Raw genomic sequence first — 14,870 nt, 5'->3', positions numbered from 1 at the left:
GAATTGTTCGAGAGTTCTGTCGATGACCCATCCTGCCCTGATTGATGAGCTAAAGACCCTGGTTGAGCCCGGCAAAGTGCTGACCGATGCCGACTCCCTGGAGGCTTACGGCAAGGATTGGACCAAGCACTTCGCCCCCGCGCCCAGCGCTATCGTGTTTCCCAAGACCACTGAGCAGGTGCAGGCCATCGTCCGTTGGGCCAACGAGCACAAGGTAGCACTGGTGCCGTCCGGTGGGCGCACCGGCCTGTCGGCCGCGGCAGTCGCGGCCAATGGCGAAGTGGTGGTGTCGTTCGACTATATGAACCAGATCCTCGACGTGAACCTCACCGACCGCACCGCCGTGTGCCAGCCGGGCGTGGTCACCAAGCAATTGCAGAACGTCGCTGAAGAAAACGGCCTGTACTATCCGGTGGATTTTGCCTCGTCCGGTTCCAGCCAGATTGGCGGCAATATCGGCACCAATGCCGGCGGGATCAAGGTGATTCGCTACGGCATGACCCGCAATTGGGTGGCCGGCATGAAAGTTGTTACCGGCAAGGGCGATGTGCTGGAACTGAACCGCGACCTGATCAAAAACGCCACCGGCTACGACATGCGCCAGCTGTTTATCGGCGCCGAGGGCACCCTGGGGTTTGTGGTCGAAGCCACCATGCGCCTGGACCGTGCCCCGAAAAACCTCACCGCCATGGTACTCGGCACCACCGACTTCGACTCGATCATGCCGGTGCTGCACGCGTTCCAGAGCAAGCTGGACCTGACCGCCTTCGAATTTTTCTCCGACAAGGCCCTGGCTAAAGTCCTCGGCCGTGGCGATGTGCCGGCGCCATTCGAAACCGAGTGCCCGTTCTACGCGCTGCTGGAATTCGAGGCCACCACTGAAGAAGTCGCCAACCATGCGTTGGAAACGTTCGAGCATTGCGTCGAGCAGGGCTGGGTACTGGACGGCGTGATGAGCCAGAGTGAAACCCAGTTGCACAACCTGTGGAAGCTGCGCGAGTACATCTCCGAGACCATCTCCCACTGGACACCGTACAAGAACGATATTTCGGTCACCGTCTCCAAAGTGCCGGCATTCTTGAGCGAAATTGATGCGATCGTCGGCGAACACTACCCGGATTTCGAAATCGTCTGGTTCGGTCATATCGGTGACGGTAACCTGCACTTGAACATCCTCAAGCCCGAAAACCTGAGCAAGGACGAGTTCTTCGCCAAGTGTGCCACCGTGAACAAGTGGGTGTTCGAAACCGTCGCCAAGTACAACGGCTCGATTTCCGCTGAACACGGCGTGGGCATGACCAAGCGTGATTACCTGACCTACAGCCGCTCGCCGGTTGAAATCGAGTACATGAAGGCTGTGAAGGCCGTGTTCGACCCGAACGGGATCATGAACCCTGGCAAAATCTTCGCGGTTTAACCGCACCTGAAGGAGTCGTTCCATGAGCTACCAGCACAAGTATGTCGACGGCACCAACATCCACTTCCCTGTGGGCAAACTGGTGTGCATCGGGCGTAACTACGTCGAACACGCCAAGGAACTGGATAACCCGGTGCCCACCGAGCCTTTGCTGTTCATCAAGCCCGGTAGCTGCGTAGTGCCGTTGGAAGGTGGTTTTGCGATTCCCACCGAACGCGGTTCGGTGCATTACGAGGTGGAAATCGCGGTGTTGATCGGCAAGCCGTTGTCGAACAAGCCAAACCGCGAAGAAGTCCTCGACGCCATCTCCGGCTTCGCCCCGGCGCTGGACCTGACCCTGCGCGACAAACAGGCCGAGCTGAAATCCAAGGGCCTGCCGTGGGAAATCGCCAAGTGCTTCGACGGCGCGGCGGTGCTTGCCCCCTTTGTGGTCAGCAGTACCTTTGCGGACGTGACCGACATCGGCATACGCCTGACCATCAACGGCGAAGTGCGCCAGGATGGCAACAGCGCGCAGATGCTCAACCCGATCGTGCCGATGATTCAGTACATGGCTGGTTGCTTCTCCCTGCAGGCGGGTGATGTGATTCTCACCGGCACCCCGGCAGGTGTTGGCCCATTGAATGTGGGGGATGAACTGGTGTTGGAGCTGGCGGGTGTGAACCGTTTCGAAAGTACTGTGCGCTGACTCACTGTAGAAATGCGGTAAAAAATGTGGGGGGAGCAAGTCGAATCGTCGCACCGCCCCTCCCACATTGGTTTTGTGTATATCCCAAGTATGGGCTTTTGCATTTTTTTCACACGCCATCCGGATAATCCCAGCCTCTTGCGCGCAGGCCGTTGAATCCTGTGCTATCCCATACAGCTGACTTTCCGGAAAAGCGCTCAATGGCCGTGCCTCTACCCACTTCGAAAACCTCGCTTCGCTCGCGCTTGTCCATGCGCTGGTATTCCTGGGTATTTTTGGCCGGTGCCATTCTGTATGGCGTGGCCTGGGCCATGCACTGGGATGATCGCGGTGTGCTGTGGGTGCTGGAGCGCTTCGAGAGCCCGGTTGAACGCCAGGAGAGTGTTTGGCTCCCGGACTATCAGGCGGTCATCGACGCCAAGCTGCTGCCCGGTATGGAGAAGGATGAGGCTTCCGACCTGTCCTACAACCCCCAGACCAAAACCCTGTTTTCCGTCATGGGCAAAAACCCGTTTCTGGTAGAGCTGAGCCTGCAAGGCGACGTATTGCGCAAGATGCCGCTCAATGGCTGGAACAATCCTGAGGGCGTGACGGTGATGGAAAACGGCTCGATGGCCGTGGTAGATGAACGCGACCACACTGTGACCGTGGTAAAGGTGGACGCCGGCACCACAGCGCTGAACAAAGCTGATTTCCCAAGCCATGACCTGGGCCCCTCCAAAGACCAGAACAAAGCCTTTGAAGCGATCGCGTGGGACAAGCGCAATCAGCAGCTTGTGCTGGGCGAAGAGCGGCCGCCGGCCTTGTTCACGTGGAAGAGCGATGGCAACACGCTGACCGGCGACAAGCAAAAGCTGGCCAGCACCGAACTGGATGTGCGCAACCTTTCGGCCTTGTCCATTGACCCGCGCACTGGGCACTTGCTGGTGCTGTCGGCCGATTCCCACCTGTTGCTGGAACTGGACGAAACAGGCGAGCAAGTCAGCTTCATGACCTTGCTCGGTGGCTTCAACGGCCTGAAAGACACCATCCCGCGCGCCGAAGGGGTGACCCTGGATGAGAGCGGCAACCTGTACATGGTCAGTGAACCCAACTTGTTCTATCGTTTTGAAAAGCAGAAATAACTGACGAATTACGTCAGACTTTTCTTTATAAACGGCATTCGCCAGACAGTTCGGCGCGTTTAAGTTTAAATTCAGGCGACCTTGATATCTATTCGCCAGTTTTTTCACTGAGCCCGCCCCGATGCGTCGACTTGCCCGCCCCAAACCTGCTGTTTTCATCTTGCTGTTGCTTGCCCTGGTTGCCGCCGGGGTCGTTGCGCAGCAGTTTCGTCTGTTCGAGCGTGCCTGGTTCAACTGGCAGGTGTGGCGCCAGCCTGCCGATGAGCGCGCCATTGGCCTGGCAGATTACCGCGTGACCCTGGAAGGCCAGGTGATCGAAGGGCTCGACGATGATGTCTCGGCCCTCACTTACGATCCGGTGCGCAAAAGCCTGTTTACCGTCACCAATAAAAACGCCGAGCTGGTGGAGCTGTCCCTGGAGGGCAAGATCTTGCGGCGCATTCCTCTGGTGGGCTTCGGTGATGCCGAGGCGGTGGAATTTATCAGCGACAACATCTACGTCATCAGCGATGAGCGCCAGCAGCGCTTGATCAAGGTGCATGTGGACGATGACACCCAATTCCTCGACGCTGCCGATGCAGAGCAAATGACCTTGGGCGTGCACATCGGTGGCAACAAGGGTTTCGAAGGGTTGGCCTACGACTCAGTGGGCAAGCGCCTGTTCGTGGCCAAGGAGCGCGACCCGATGCTGATCTACGAGGTCCACGGCTTCCCGCATTTCAAACCGGAAAAAACCTACTCGGTACATGTGATCAACAACCCCAAGCGCGATGCAGGGCTGTTTGTACGCGACCTGTCGAGCCTGCAATACGACGAACGCAGCGGCCATCTGCTGGCGCTGTCGGATGAGTCGTTCCTGGTATTGGAGCTGGATATCGACGGTCGCCCCTTAAGCAGTTTGTCGTTGCTTAAAGGGCGCCATGGCCTGAGCAAGCGCGTGCCTCAGGCCGAAGGAATTGCCATGGATGACGACGGTACCTTGTATTTGGTCAGCGAGCCGAACCTGTTCTACGTGTTCAAGAAGCCCTGATCAGAACATCCATTGCACGCCCAGTGAATAGCCGGTTTGGCTGCCTTCGGCATGCCCCAGGCGGCCATTGACCTCGGCGTATACACCCAGCTGTGGGGTGATCGCCAATTGGCTGCCGACTTGCGCGCGGCCAAAGCTCTTGTCCGGTGAGCCGAGCCGAGCGGTGCGCGCCTGGCCATCGGCGCGTGCCGTCAGTTGCAGGTCGTCCAGGCGGCCGTCGGCCAGTTCCTTGACCCAGGCGATGTCGCCATACGGCATCAGGCTCAGGCCATAGGGCAGGGCAACCGCGCCACGCACGCGCCAGCCGAGGCTGGCTTCCAGGGAATCGAAAGACTGTTCTTCATACTCCAGGGCTGTGCGCAGGTTCTGCTTTTCGTGGAACTTGTCGATGCGGTAGTGGCTGTAGTCCAGACCGGCGAAAGGCCCGCTCTTGAGGGCGCCGAAGTCAAAGTCATAGCCGCCCAAGACCCGTGCGCCCAACGCCAGGGCATCGGCCTCGCCGGTCAATTGCTGATTGAGCAGGATCGGCCCGCCATTGGCCTGGATGACCAGGTTGCGCTTGGAATCGAAGCGCGTGTGGCCGACGCTCAGGTCGCCGGCCAACCAGCTTGGCCCGCCATCATTGAGCAATGCATAGGCGGCTGCCTGCCAAGTGTCGCTGTCCAGTTTGCCGCGATGCTCGAGTTTGTCGCGCCCATTGAGGTAGCTCAGGCTGGCGCCGATATTCAGGCTCGAGGTCAGTTGATAGTCGCCAAGCGCATGCAGGCCCAGGCGCCGGGCTTCGGGGTTGGGAGCGCTGTCGAAGCCGCTGTCCGGGCTGTATTCGCCATCCACGCCGATCTCGCCATCAAAGCTGCCGACCTCACGGCTAGCGGCCTGCAGGCTCAGCCAGCGGCGATCATGCAGGCGCACCAGGGCCTGATGCTGGCGTTGCAGGTTGTCTTGCATGTTGCGTGCAACGGCACCGCCGGACGCCGTTGAGGCCATCAGGTCGGCGTTGGTCAGTTCCAGCACCAGGCGGCTGAGCAGGCGCGAGTAGTCACGCAGGCGCTGGTCGATGCGCGCCTGGCCGAAGGCATCGGTGAGCACGGCCTTGTTGTCTTCTTTAGGGTCGTGCCAGGTGGAGCCGCCGGGGATTTTCGGGTTGTCGGTCTGGGTGTAGCCGTCCAGGTCGCCCAGTTCCCAATTAGTGGCTTCTATATAAAGGATTGGGATGTTGAGCGGTTCAAAGGCCTCGCCATCACTGCAACAGCCCGTGCCCTTGGGGTATTTCGGGTCCAGGCCGGGGTTGGTGAACAGTGGGATGTTCAGCTCCTTGGCGATCTGCAACGTATGCTCGCGCAAGGACGCCAAGGCCGGGTTGGCGGTGCTGTTCTGGCCGGCGTGGGCGTACATCATGTCGCCGGTGATCAAGCTGTCGAGGTTGATCATCGCGAGCATATTGGCGCGCTGGCTGGCGCTGAGTGAGTCGACAAAGGCCCGGGAGCCGCGCAAGCCTTCTTCTTCCGCGCCGAAGCCGACTACTTGCAGGCCATTTTCCAATGACAGGCCGCTGAGGTTCTTCGCCACCTCGGTCAACACGCTGGCGCCGGAGCCATTGTCGTCCAGGCCTTGCAGGGCCGGGCGGCCGAAGTAGGTATCGAAATGCGCGCCAATCACCACGTACTGCGGCTGGGTGCCGGCAGCGTAGGTCACGACGTTTTGTGACGCACGGCTGCCGCTGTTCCAGGTGAAGTCCTGGCGGCTGGTGGCATAGGCCGTGCCCATCTGACTTTGCATCCAATCCGCAGCGCCGGCGAAATTAGCCGTGCCGCGATACCTGCCAGGGTAGTCGTTGATCAGTTTTTCCAGGGTGGTGTTGGCGTGCTGGCCGTAATCGTAGGCGTGGGCTTGCGTGGACAGCAGGGCACCGGCAACGCTGATGGCGAAGGCGAGGGGCTTGATCACAAGGGTCTTCCTTGAGGTGAGGGAGATGTTCAGGCCCAGACCCTTTGCACAATGCGCGCCTCATTCCGTGGGCGGCTGCAAATTGGCGCACTGTTAAACGCGTGGGTCGCGTGGCTGTAATTTGTAACGGATTGGATACCAGGTGGGGCGGTGCGTGCCGTGACCGAGCGCACGGTTTTGGAGAGGAGTGCTGCGAAAGGTAGCGTTTTTGTTACAGCGAGGGCTCTCAAATGTGGGAGGGGGCTTGCTCCCGATAGCGGAGTGTCAGCTACAGATTAGCTGCCTGATACATTGCCATCGGGAGCAAGCCCCCTCCCACAGTTGTTAAGCCTTGAGGGTTTTCACGCCTTCGGAGGTACCCAGCAGCAACACATCCGCCGGGCGCGCAGCGAACAGGCCGTTGGTGACCACACCGACGATGGCATTGATCTGCGTCTCCAGCTCCACCGGATTGGTGATCTGCATATTGAACACATCAATGATGATGTTGCCGTTGTCGGTCAGTACACCTTCGCGGTATACCGGGTCGCCGCCCAGTTTTACCAGCTCGCGGGCCACGTGGCTGCGGGCCATGGGGATGACTTCCACCGGCAGCGGGAATGCACCGAGTACCGGCACCAGCTTGCTGGCATCGGCGATGCAGATGAAGGTCTTGGCCACGGCCGCGACGATCTTCTCGCGGGTCAGGGCTGCGCCGCCGCCTTTGATCAGGTTCAGGTGTTCGTCGCTTTCATCGGCGCCGTCCACGTAGAACTCCAGATCGCTCACGGTGTTGAGCTCGTACACCGGAATGCCATGGCCTTTAAGGCGTGCAGCGGTGGCTTCGGAACTCGCCACGGCGCCGTCGAATGCGCCCTTGTGCTGGGCCAGTGCGTCGATAAAGCAGTTGGCAGTGGAGCCGGTGCCGACACCGACGATGCTCTTGTCGTCGAGTTTGGGAAGGATTAAATCGACGGCGGCCTGGGCCACTGCCTGTTTGAGTTGATCCTGGGTCATGCGGGCTCCGGAACGGGCGGGGAGTTATCGAGGGGCGCGAGTATAACCCAACAAAACCTCCGGATTCGTGTGGTCGCCCGCCCAAACGCTGGGTTAGACTCCTTGGCCCTGCCCAACTCGTGAAGTAGATGCCTGCCGATGCTTGAACACTACGTCAAAAAGATCCTCACCTCGCGCGTGTATGACATCGCCGTGGAAACTCCCTTGCAGACTGCCCGCCAGCTCTCCGAGCGGTTGGGCAACAAGGTATGGCTCAAGCGCGAAGACTTGCAGCCGGTGTTCTCGTTCAAGATTCGCGGCGCCTACAACAAGCTGACCCAATTGAGCAGCGAGGAACGCGCCCGTGGCGTGGTCACGGCATCGGCGGGCAACCATGCCCAGGGCTTGGCCCTGGCGGCCAAGGTGCTGGGGGTCAAGGCCACCATCGTGATGCCCAAGACCACCCCGGAGATCAAGGTCGAAGGCGTGCGCTCGCGGGGCGGCAAAGTGGTGCTGCACGGTGATTCCTTCCCGGAAGCCCTGGCCTATTCGCTCAAGCTGGTCGAAGAAAAAGGCTACGTCTACATTCACCCCTACGATGATCCACACACGATTGCCGGGCAGGGCACCGTGGCGATGGAAATCCTGCGCCAGCACCCGGGGCCGCTGGACGTGATTTTCGTACCGGTGGGCGGCGGCGGGCTGATCGCCGGTATTGCGGCGTATGTGAAATACCTGCGTCCGGAAATCAAGATCATCGGCGTTGAGCCGGACGACTCCAACTGCCTGCAAGCCGCCATGGCGGCAGGCGAGCGCGTGGTGCTGCCGACCGTGGGAATCTTTGCTGATGGCGTGGCGGTGGCTCAGATCGGTCAGCACACCTTCGACATCTGCAAGGATCATGTGGATGAAGTGATCACCGTCAGCACCGATGAAATCTGCGCGGCGATCAAGGATATCTACGACGACACGCGCTCCATCACCGAGCCGGCAGGCGCGTTGGGCGTGGCCGGGATCAAGAAGTACGTCGAGACTCGCGGCGTCAGCGGCCAGACCTTTGTCGCCATCGACTCCGGCGCCAACGTCAACTTCGATCGCCTGCGCCATGTGGCCGAGCGCGCCGAGCTGGGTGAAGGCCGCGAAGCCATCATCGCAGTAACCATTCCCGAGCAGCCGGGTAGTTTCAAGGCGTTCTGCGAGGCCGTGGGCAAGCGCCAGATCACCGAATTCAATTACCGCTACCACTCTGGCAGCGAAGCGCACATCTTCGTCGGCGTGCAGACCCACCCGGAAAACGATCCGCGCAGCGCACTGATCGCCAGCCTGACCAGCCAGGGTTTCCCCGTGCTGGACCTGACCGAAAACGAACTGGCCAAGTTGCACATTCGCCATATGGTGGGCGGCCATGCGGCCAAAGTCAGCGATGAGGTGGTGTTTCGCTTCGAATTTCCGGAGCGTCCGGGCGCCTTGTTCAACTTCTTGCACAAGCTGGGCGGGCGCTGGAACATTTCGATGTTCCACTATCGCAACCACGGTGCAGCGGACGGCCGTGTGGTCGCCGGGCTGCAAGTGCCGGCGGACGAGCGCCACCTGGTGCCGGCAGCCCTGGCTGAAATCGGCTACCCGTACTGGGATGAAAGCGAAAACCCGGCCTACCAGTTGTTCCTCGGTTGAGCGACTACGCTGACTGAGCGGCCTTTAAGGAATCGAGACCATGGAAACACTGACCACCCTCAAGGTTATCCACATCACCGCCACCGTGTTGCTGCTGCTCAGCGGCCTCGGCCTGGCCGTACTGGCCTGGCGTAAACGCAGCGCCGGCCCGGCGGTTACCGTGCAACGCCCATGGGCGTTCGTGTGGCTGCTGATGGGCATTTGCCTGGTCAGTATGCCGTTCACCGGTTGGTGGCTGGTGCACCTGATCGGCTGGCCCCTGGGGCAAACCTGGATTTTAGGCTCCAGCATCCTCTACACCGTGGCGGCGCTGGCGTGGTTCTGGCTGGTGGCGCGCCTTAATCGCCTGCGCAAAGGTGAGGGCGGCAGCCTGAATTTTACCCTGGTGCTGGCGGTGGTCAGCCTGGTGGGGTTTGTGGCGATTGCAGGGCTGATGGGCGCCAAGCCGGTTTAAAGCGTTAGGCCGCGTCGCCTTCATCGCAGGCAAGCCAGCTCCCACAGGGGAATGCATTCCAAATGTGGGAGCTGGCTTGCCTGCGATAGCGTCATCAGCTGCGCAGAGTGATCACCGGCCAGCCCCGCTTCTGCGCTTCAGCGCGCAAATTCGGATCCGGGTCCACCGCCACCGGATGCGTCACCTGCTCCAGCAACGGCAAATCATTCATCGAGTCGCTATAGAAGTAGCTGTCTTCCAGGCTGTACCCAGTCTCTTCCAACCAACGGTTCAAGCGCGTCACTTTGCCTTCACGAAAGCACGGTATATCGGTGCTGCGCCCGGTATAGCGGCCGTCGAGCATTTCGCATTCGGTGGCGATCAGGGTCTCGACGCCCAGCAACTCGGCAATCGGCGCGGTGACGAAGCGGTTGGTCGCAGTGATGATCACCAGCTTGTCGCCGGCGGCGCGGTGTTTGGCCAGCAATTGCGCCGCCAGGGGCAGCATCAGCGGGGCGATGCAGTCGCGCATGAAGTCGCGGTGCCACTCGTCCAACTGGGCCATCTCGGTACGGCCGAGGATTTCCAGGCTGAAGTTCAGGTAGGCAGCATTGTCGAGCTTGCCGGCCAGGTAGTCCTGGTAGAACTCGTCGTTGCGGGCCTTGTAGGCCACCGGGTCGAGAATCCCACGCTCACACAGGTAATCGCCCCAGGCGTGATCGCTGTCACCGCCGAGAAGGGTGTTGTCCAAGTCGAATAAAGCCAGGCGCATTGCAGTTACTCGCTGAAAAGTCTGTAAAAAGGCGTCCAGAATACGGTCTTTTCACAAGAGTGCACATAAGGTAAGAAGCCTCGTTGCCGCTGGAACAATCTTTGTGGAACAATGCGGCGACATGCGTTTGCGAGGTTGTTGCCGTGATCGACCCCGATGGTTTCCGTCCTAATGTCGGGATTATTCTTACGAATGATGCCGGACAGGTGCTATGGGCTCGCCGAATCAACCAAGATGCCTGGCAGTTTCCTCAAGGTGGGATAAACCCCGACGAAACCCCTGAAGACGCCTTGTACCGTGAGTTGAACGAAGAAGTCGGCCTTGAGCGTGAAGATGTGCAGATTCTGGCCTGTACCCGTGGCTGGTTGCGCTATCGTTTGCCGCAACGCCTGGTGCGTACCCACAGCCAACCGCTGTGCATCGGCCAGAAGCAGAAATGGTTTCTTTTGCGCCTGATCTCCAACGAGCAGCGGGTGCGGATGGATTTGACCGGTAAACCGGAGTTCGATGGCTGGCGCTGGGTCAGCTATTGGTACCCGTTGGGCCAGGTGGTGACATTCAAGCGCGAGGTTTACCGCCGCGCTCTCAAAGAGCTTGCCCCGCGCCTTTTAGCGCGCGACTGACGACGGAGTTCGACCCCGAGCCATGCTCAATACGCTGCGCAAGATCGTCCAGGAAGTTAACTCCGCCAAGGATCTCAAGGCGGCGTTGGGGATTATTGTGTTGCGCGTCAAGGAAGCCATGGGCAGCCAGGTCTGCTCGGTTTACCTGCTGGACCCCGAGACCAACCGTTTTGTGCTGATGGCCACGGAGGGCTTGAACAAGCGCTCCATCGGCAAGGTCAGCATGGCGCCCAATGAAGGTCTGGTGGGCCTGGTGGGGACGCGTGAAGAACCCCTGAACCTCGAACATGCGGCCGACCACCCGCGTTATCGCTACTTCGCCGAAACCGGTGAAGAGCGCTACGCCTCGTTCCTGGGGGCGCCGATCATCCACCACCGCCGCGTTGTCGGCGTGTTGGTCATCCAGCAAAAAGAACGTCGTCAGTTCGATGAAGGTGAAGAAGCCTTCCTGGTGACCATGAGCGCGCAGTTGGCCGGGGTTATCGCCCACGCTGAAGCCACCGGCTCGATCCGCGGCCTGGGGCGCCAGGGCAAGGGCATCCAGGAAGCCAAGTTCGTCGGCGTGCCCGGCTCGCCGGGTGCTGCGGTGGGTACGGCGGTGGTCATGCTGCCGCCGGCCGACCTCGATGTGGTACCGGACAAGACCGTCCACGACATCGAAGCCGAAATCAAACTGTTCAAGACCGCCCTGGAAGGCGTGCGCGCCGACATGCGCAACCTGTCGAACAAGCTGGCCACCCAGCTGCGCCCCGAAGAGCGTGCGCTGTTCGACGTGTACCAGATGATGCTCGACGACGCGTCTCTAGGTAACGAAGTCAAAACCGTGATCAAGACCGGCCAGTGGGCCCAGGGCGCGTTGCGCCAGGTGGTCACCGATCACGTCAACCGTTTCGAAATGATGGACGACGCCTACCTGCGCGAGCGGGCTTCGGATGTGCGCGACCTGGGTCGCCGCCTGCTGGCGTACCTGCAGGAAGACCGCAGCACCAACATGGTCTTCCCCGATAACACCATCCTGGTCAGCGAAGAGCTGACGGCCACTCAGCTCGGCGAAGTGCCTGAGGGCAAGCTGGTGGGCCTGGTCTCGGTATTGGGCTCGGGTAACTCCCACGTCGCGATCCTGGCCCGGGCCATGGGCATCCCGACGGTGATGGGCCTGGTGGACCTGCCGTACTCCAAGGTCGACGGCATCGACATGATCGTCGATGGGCATCGCGGCGAGGTATTTACCAACCCCAGCGACGTGCTGCGCAAGCAATACGCCGAAGTGGTGGAAGAAGAGAAGCAACTGGCCCAGGGCCTCGATTCGTTGCGCGAGCTGCCGTGCGTCACCCTCGACGGTCACCGCGTACCGCTGCTGGTCAACACCGGCCTGCTGGCGGATGTAGCGCGTGCGCAGCAACGAGGCGCTGAGGGGGTGGGGCTGTACCGCACCGAAGTGCCGTTCATGATCAACCAGCGTTTTCCGAGCGAGAAGGAGCAGCTGGCGATTTATCGCGAGCAACTGCAGGCCTTCCACCCGCTACCAGTGACGATGCGCAGCCTGGACATTGGCGGCGACAAGTCACTGTCGTATTTCCCCATCAAGGAAGACAACCCCTTCCTTGGCTGGCGTGGCATTCGCGTTACCCTCGACCATCCTGAAATCTTCCTCGTACAGACCCGCGCCATGCTCAAGGCCAGCGAGGGGTTGAACAACCTGCGTATCCTGCTGCCGATGATCTCCGGCACCCATGAGCTGGAAGAAGCCCTGCACCTGATCCACCGCGCCTGGGGCGAAGTACGCGACGAAGGCGCCGACGTACCGATGCCGCCGATTGGCGTGATGATCGAAATTCCCGCAGCGGTATACCAGGCCAAGGAGTTGGCGCGGCAGGTGGACTTCCTCTCGGTGGGCTCCAACGACCTGACTCAGTACCTGCTGGCGGTGGACCGTAACAACCCACGGGTGGCCGACCTCTACGACTACCTGCACCCGGCGGTGTTGCAAGCGTTGCAACACGTGGTGCGCGACGCCCATGCCGAGGGCAAGCCGGTGAGTATCTGCGGCGAGATGGCCGGCGACCCGGCGGCCGCGGTGTTGCTGATGGCGATGGGCTTTGACAGCCTGTCGATGAACGCCACCAACTTGCCGAAGGTGAAGTGGATGCTGCGCCAGGTTGACCTGGGCATGGCCAAGGATTTGCTCGCGCAGTTGATGACCATCGACAACCCGCAAGTTATCCACAGCTCGTTGCAGTTGGCGCTGAAGAACCTCGGGCTGACCCGGATGATCAACCCGGCCTCGGCGAAAACCCTCTAGACCGAGGCGCCTTCATCGCAGGCAAGCCAGCTCCCACATTTGGAATGCAGTTCCCTGTGGGAGCTGGCTTGCCTGCGATGACGTCAGTCCAAGCGCCGTCAGATTTCCAGTTCGACCTCGCCCAGCCGCCCGCCGTGCGGGCCAAAACTACGCTCCAGCATCCTGCGCGTCCCATCGGCATTCACAATCAGCGCCGTACTCGCCCGTGTCCCGTAACTGGGGCTGGCGATAAACACGCTCGACAGCAGGCTTTCGGTCGCCAGGCCTACGCCGGTGTCCGGCAGTTCAGCAAACGGGGCGGTCTGCGGGTCGCTGAGAATTCCCAGCAGTGCCTTAGGCTCGGGGTTCTCCAGCACTGCGCTGAACGCCGCCTTGGCCTTCACCAACTTAGGCCAGGGCGTATCCAGCCCGGCATTGGATAACCCGTAAACCCCAGCCTTCAGCAACGTCGGCTCGGTATCATTGGCGTTGTAATGCCACAGCTCATCCCGCGTGCCAACCAGCAGGTTAAACCCGGCATATTCAATCGAGCGTCCGTTAACGTCGGCTAAATAGTCATCAATGGGCAGCGATCCACTGAGAAAGCGCGCCACCAGCTCGCCCCGCGACTTGCGTGCCGGTGGCTGGTGCGGGTCGCGGATATTGGTCAGCGCAGCAAAACGCCCATCCGCGCTTACACCCAACCAAGTGCCCCCGGCCTCCTGATCGCGGCCAGCGTAGACCTGCGGCGCATCCGGCCACTGGGCCAGCGGCAGGCTGGGGCGGGCATAGAACTCATCGCGGTTGGCCGCGACGATCAGCGGTTGGGCATGGCCCGGTCGCCAGGCGAAAACAATCAGGCACATCGGGTGACCCCTTTTGTGTTTTTGCCACTCTACCCACAGATGTGCAGGCGTTCCATCGTAACGAAGTTGGGCCGTTCACCTTCCATCCGTTAACATGCCGGGCTATTTGGCGTGTATGTGAACTTCTTAATTTGATCTCGCCGCTGTAACGCAGGCTTAATCGCACATCGGCATGGTCCGGTGCGTCATGACTAAATGTTTTAACGAGGAGTCGCAATGCTGCCTTACCCGCAGATCGACCCGGTGGCCCTGGCCATTGGTCCGCTGAAAATCCATTGGTACGGGTTGATGTACCTGATCGGCATCGGCGGTGCCTGGCTGCTGGCTTCCCGGCGCCTGAACCGTTTCGACCCGACCTGGACCAAGGAGAAGCTCTCCGACATGGTGTTCTGGATGTCGATGGGGGTGATCGTCGGCGGGCGCCTGGGGTATGTGCTGTTCTACGACCTGTCTGCGTATATCGCCAACCCGACGCTGATTTTCGAAGTGTGGAAGGGCGGCATGGCATTCCACGGCGGGTTTGTCGGCGTGATGATCGCCGCTTGGTGGTTCGGGCGCCGCAACGGCAAGTCGTTCTTCCAGTTGATGGATTTTGTGGCGCCGTTCGTGCCGATCGGCCTGGGTGCCGGGCGCATTGGCAACTTTATCAACGCCGAGTTGTGGGGCAAGCCGACTGACGTGCCGTGGGCCATGGTGTTCCCGCCGTTCAGCGACCCGGCGCAACTGCCGCGCCACCCGTCGCAGCTGTATCAGTTTGCGTTGGAAGGTGTGGCGCTGTTCCTTATTCTTTACCTCTTCTCGCGCAAGCCACGCCCTACCATGGCCGTGTCGGGTATGTTCGCGCTGTTCTACGGGATTTTCCGCTTTATCGTCGAGTTCGTTCGGGTGCCGGATGCGCAGTTGGGCTACCTGGCGTGGGGCTGGCTGACCATGGGTCAGGTGCTCAGCCTGCCGATGATCCTGGCGGGCCTGGGCATGTTGTGGTGGGCTTACAACCGCCCGCAGCCGCTGAAGAACGCCGCGCTTTAAATTCGAACGCC

Annotated in this window: 13 protein-coding genes; 9 read left to right on the top strand and 4 right to left on the bottom strand. The window is 60.6% G+C overall.

Annotation, left to right across the window (positions count from 1 at the left end; translation table 11 throughout):
* Nucleotides 1-22: 22 nt before the first annotated feature.
* From IH404_RS27105 to IH404_RS27090, 4 genes are all read left to right on the top strand, one after another.
* Complete coding sequence (locus IH404_RS27105; RefSeq protein WP_005792341.1) at nucleotides 23-1,417, top strand: FAD-binding oxidoreductase; 1,395 nt, start codon at nucleotides 23-25, stop codon at nucleotides 1,415-1,417.
* Nucleotides 1,418-1,439: 22 nt separating this feature from the next.
* Nucleotides 1,440-2,105, top strand: coding sequence for a fumarylacetoacetate hydrolase family protein (locus tag IH404_RS27100; protein ID WP_005792340.1), 666 nt, complete (start codon nucleotides 1,440-1,442; stop codon nucleotides 2,103-2,105).
* Between the two features lie 200 nt (nucleotides 2,106-2,305).
* Nucleotides 2,306-3,229, top strand: a complete 924-nt coding sequence (locus tag IH404_RS27095; RefSeq protein WP_005792339.1) for an SdiA-regulated domain-containing protein — start codon at nucleotides 2,306-2,308, stop codon at nucleotides 3,227-3,229.
* A 121-nt stretch (nucleotides 3,230-3,350) separates the two neighbouring features.
* A complete protein-coding gene (locus IH404_RS27090) occupies nucleotides 3,351-4,259 on the top strand; it encodes an SdiA-regulated domain-containing protein (protein WP_005792338.1) in 909 nt (302 codons plus the stop codon).
* Here the strand turns inward: IH404_RS27090 and IH404_RS27085 are convergent, their stop codons facing one another.
* Together IH404_RS27085 and rpiA are read right to left on the bottom strand one after the other, a co-directional pair.
* Nucleotides 4,260-6,206 carry an autotransporter domain-containing protein gene (locus IH404_RS27085; protein ID WP_194439513.1) on the bottom strand — a complete coding sequence of 649 codons (1,947 nt, stop codon included), beginning with the start codon at nucleotides 6,204-6,206 and terminating at the stop codon, nucleotides 4,260-4,262.
* 324 nt (nucleotides 6,207-6,530) lie between these two features.
* Nucleotides 6,531-7,202 (bottom strand): ribose-5-phosphate isomerase RpiA, encoded by a 672-nt coding sequence (rpiA, locus tag IH404_RS27080; protein WP_005792336.1) that lies wholly within the window; start codon nucleotides 7,200-7,202, stop codon nucleotides 6,531-6,533.
* Between the two features lie 138 nt (nucleotides 7,203-7,340).
* Between rpiA and ilvA the strand changes: the two genes are divergently transcribed.
* Nucleotides 7,341-8,855, top strand: a complete 1,515-nt coding sequence (gene ilvA, locus IH404_RS27075; protein WP_005792335.1) for a threonine ammonia-lyase, biosynthetic — start codon at nucleotides 7,341-7,343, stop codon at nucleotides 8,853-8,855.
* Nucleotides 8,856-8,895: 40 nt separating this feature from the next.
* A complete protein-coding gene (locus IH404_RS27070) occupies nucleotides 8,896-9,309 on the top strand; it encodes a DUF2269 family protein (RefSeq protein WP_005792333.1) in 414 nt (137 codons plus the stop codon).
* A 94-nt stretch (nucleotides 9,310-9,403) separates the two neighbouring features.
* On the opposite strand, the gene IH404_RS27065 is transcribed toward IH404_RS27070, so the two are convergent.
* Nucleotides 9,404-10,060, bottom strand: a complete 657-nt coding sequence (locus IH404_RS27065) for an HAD family hydrolase (RefSeq protein ID WP_005792332.1) — start codon at nucleotides 10,058-10,060, stop codon at nucleotides 9,404-9,406.
* 143 nt (nucleotides 10,061-10,203) lie between these two features.
* Here IH404_RS27065 and IH404_RS27060 point away from each other — a divergent pair, with 143 nt between their 5' ends.
* Both IH404_RS27060 and ptsP read left to right on the top strand, forming a co-directional pair.
* Entirely contained in the window at nucleotides 10,204-10,683 is a 480-nt protein-coding gene (locus IH404_RS27060) for an RNA pyrophosphohydrolase (protein WP_003176750.1), read from the top strand.
* Between the two features lie 22 nt (nucleotides 10,684-10,705).
* Nucleotides 10,706-12,985 (top strand): phosphoenolpyruvate--protein phosphotransferase, encoded by a 2,280-nt coding sequence (ptsP, locus tag IH404_RS27055; protein WP_005792331.1) that lies wholly within the window; start codon nucleotides 10,706-10,708, stop codon nucleotides 12,983-12,985.
* Between the two features lie 98 nt (nucleotides 12,986-13,083).
* Here ptsP and IH404_RS27050 read toward each other — a convergent pair whose 3' ends face one another.
* The gene (locus IH404_RS27050; RefSeq protein ID WP_194439511.1) at nucleotides 13,084-13,830 is read right to left on the bottom strand and encodes an NRDE family protein; all 747 of its coding nucleotides are present in this window, start codon (nucleotides 13,828-13,830) and stop codon (nucleotides 13,084-13,086) included.
* A 216-nt stretch (nucleotides 13,831-14,046) separates the two neighbouring features.
* Here IH404_RS27050 and lgt point away from each other — a divergent pair, with 216 nt between their 5' ends.
* A complete protein-coding gene (gene lgt / locus IH404_RS27045) occupies nucleotides 14,047-14,859 on the top strand; it encodes a prolipoprotein diacylglyceryl transferase (RefSeq protein WP_005792329.1) in 813 nt (270 codons plus the stop codon).
* Nucleotides 14,860-14,870: the final 11 nt, after the last annotated feature.

The organism is Pseudomonas sp. OST1909 (genome assembly GCF_015277575.1).
Taxonomy (GTDB): Bacteria; Pseudomonadota; Gammaproteobacteria; order Pseudomonadales; family Pseudomonadaceae; genus Aquipseudomonas; species Aquipseudomonas synxantha_A.
The sequence above is the reverse complement of the archived record's forward strand: the minus strand, read 5'-3'. Positions and strand labels throughout refer to the sequence as shown.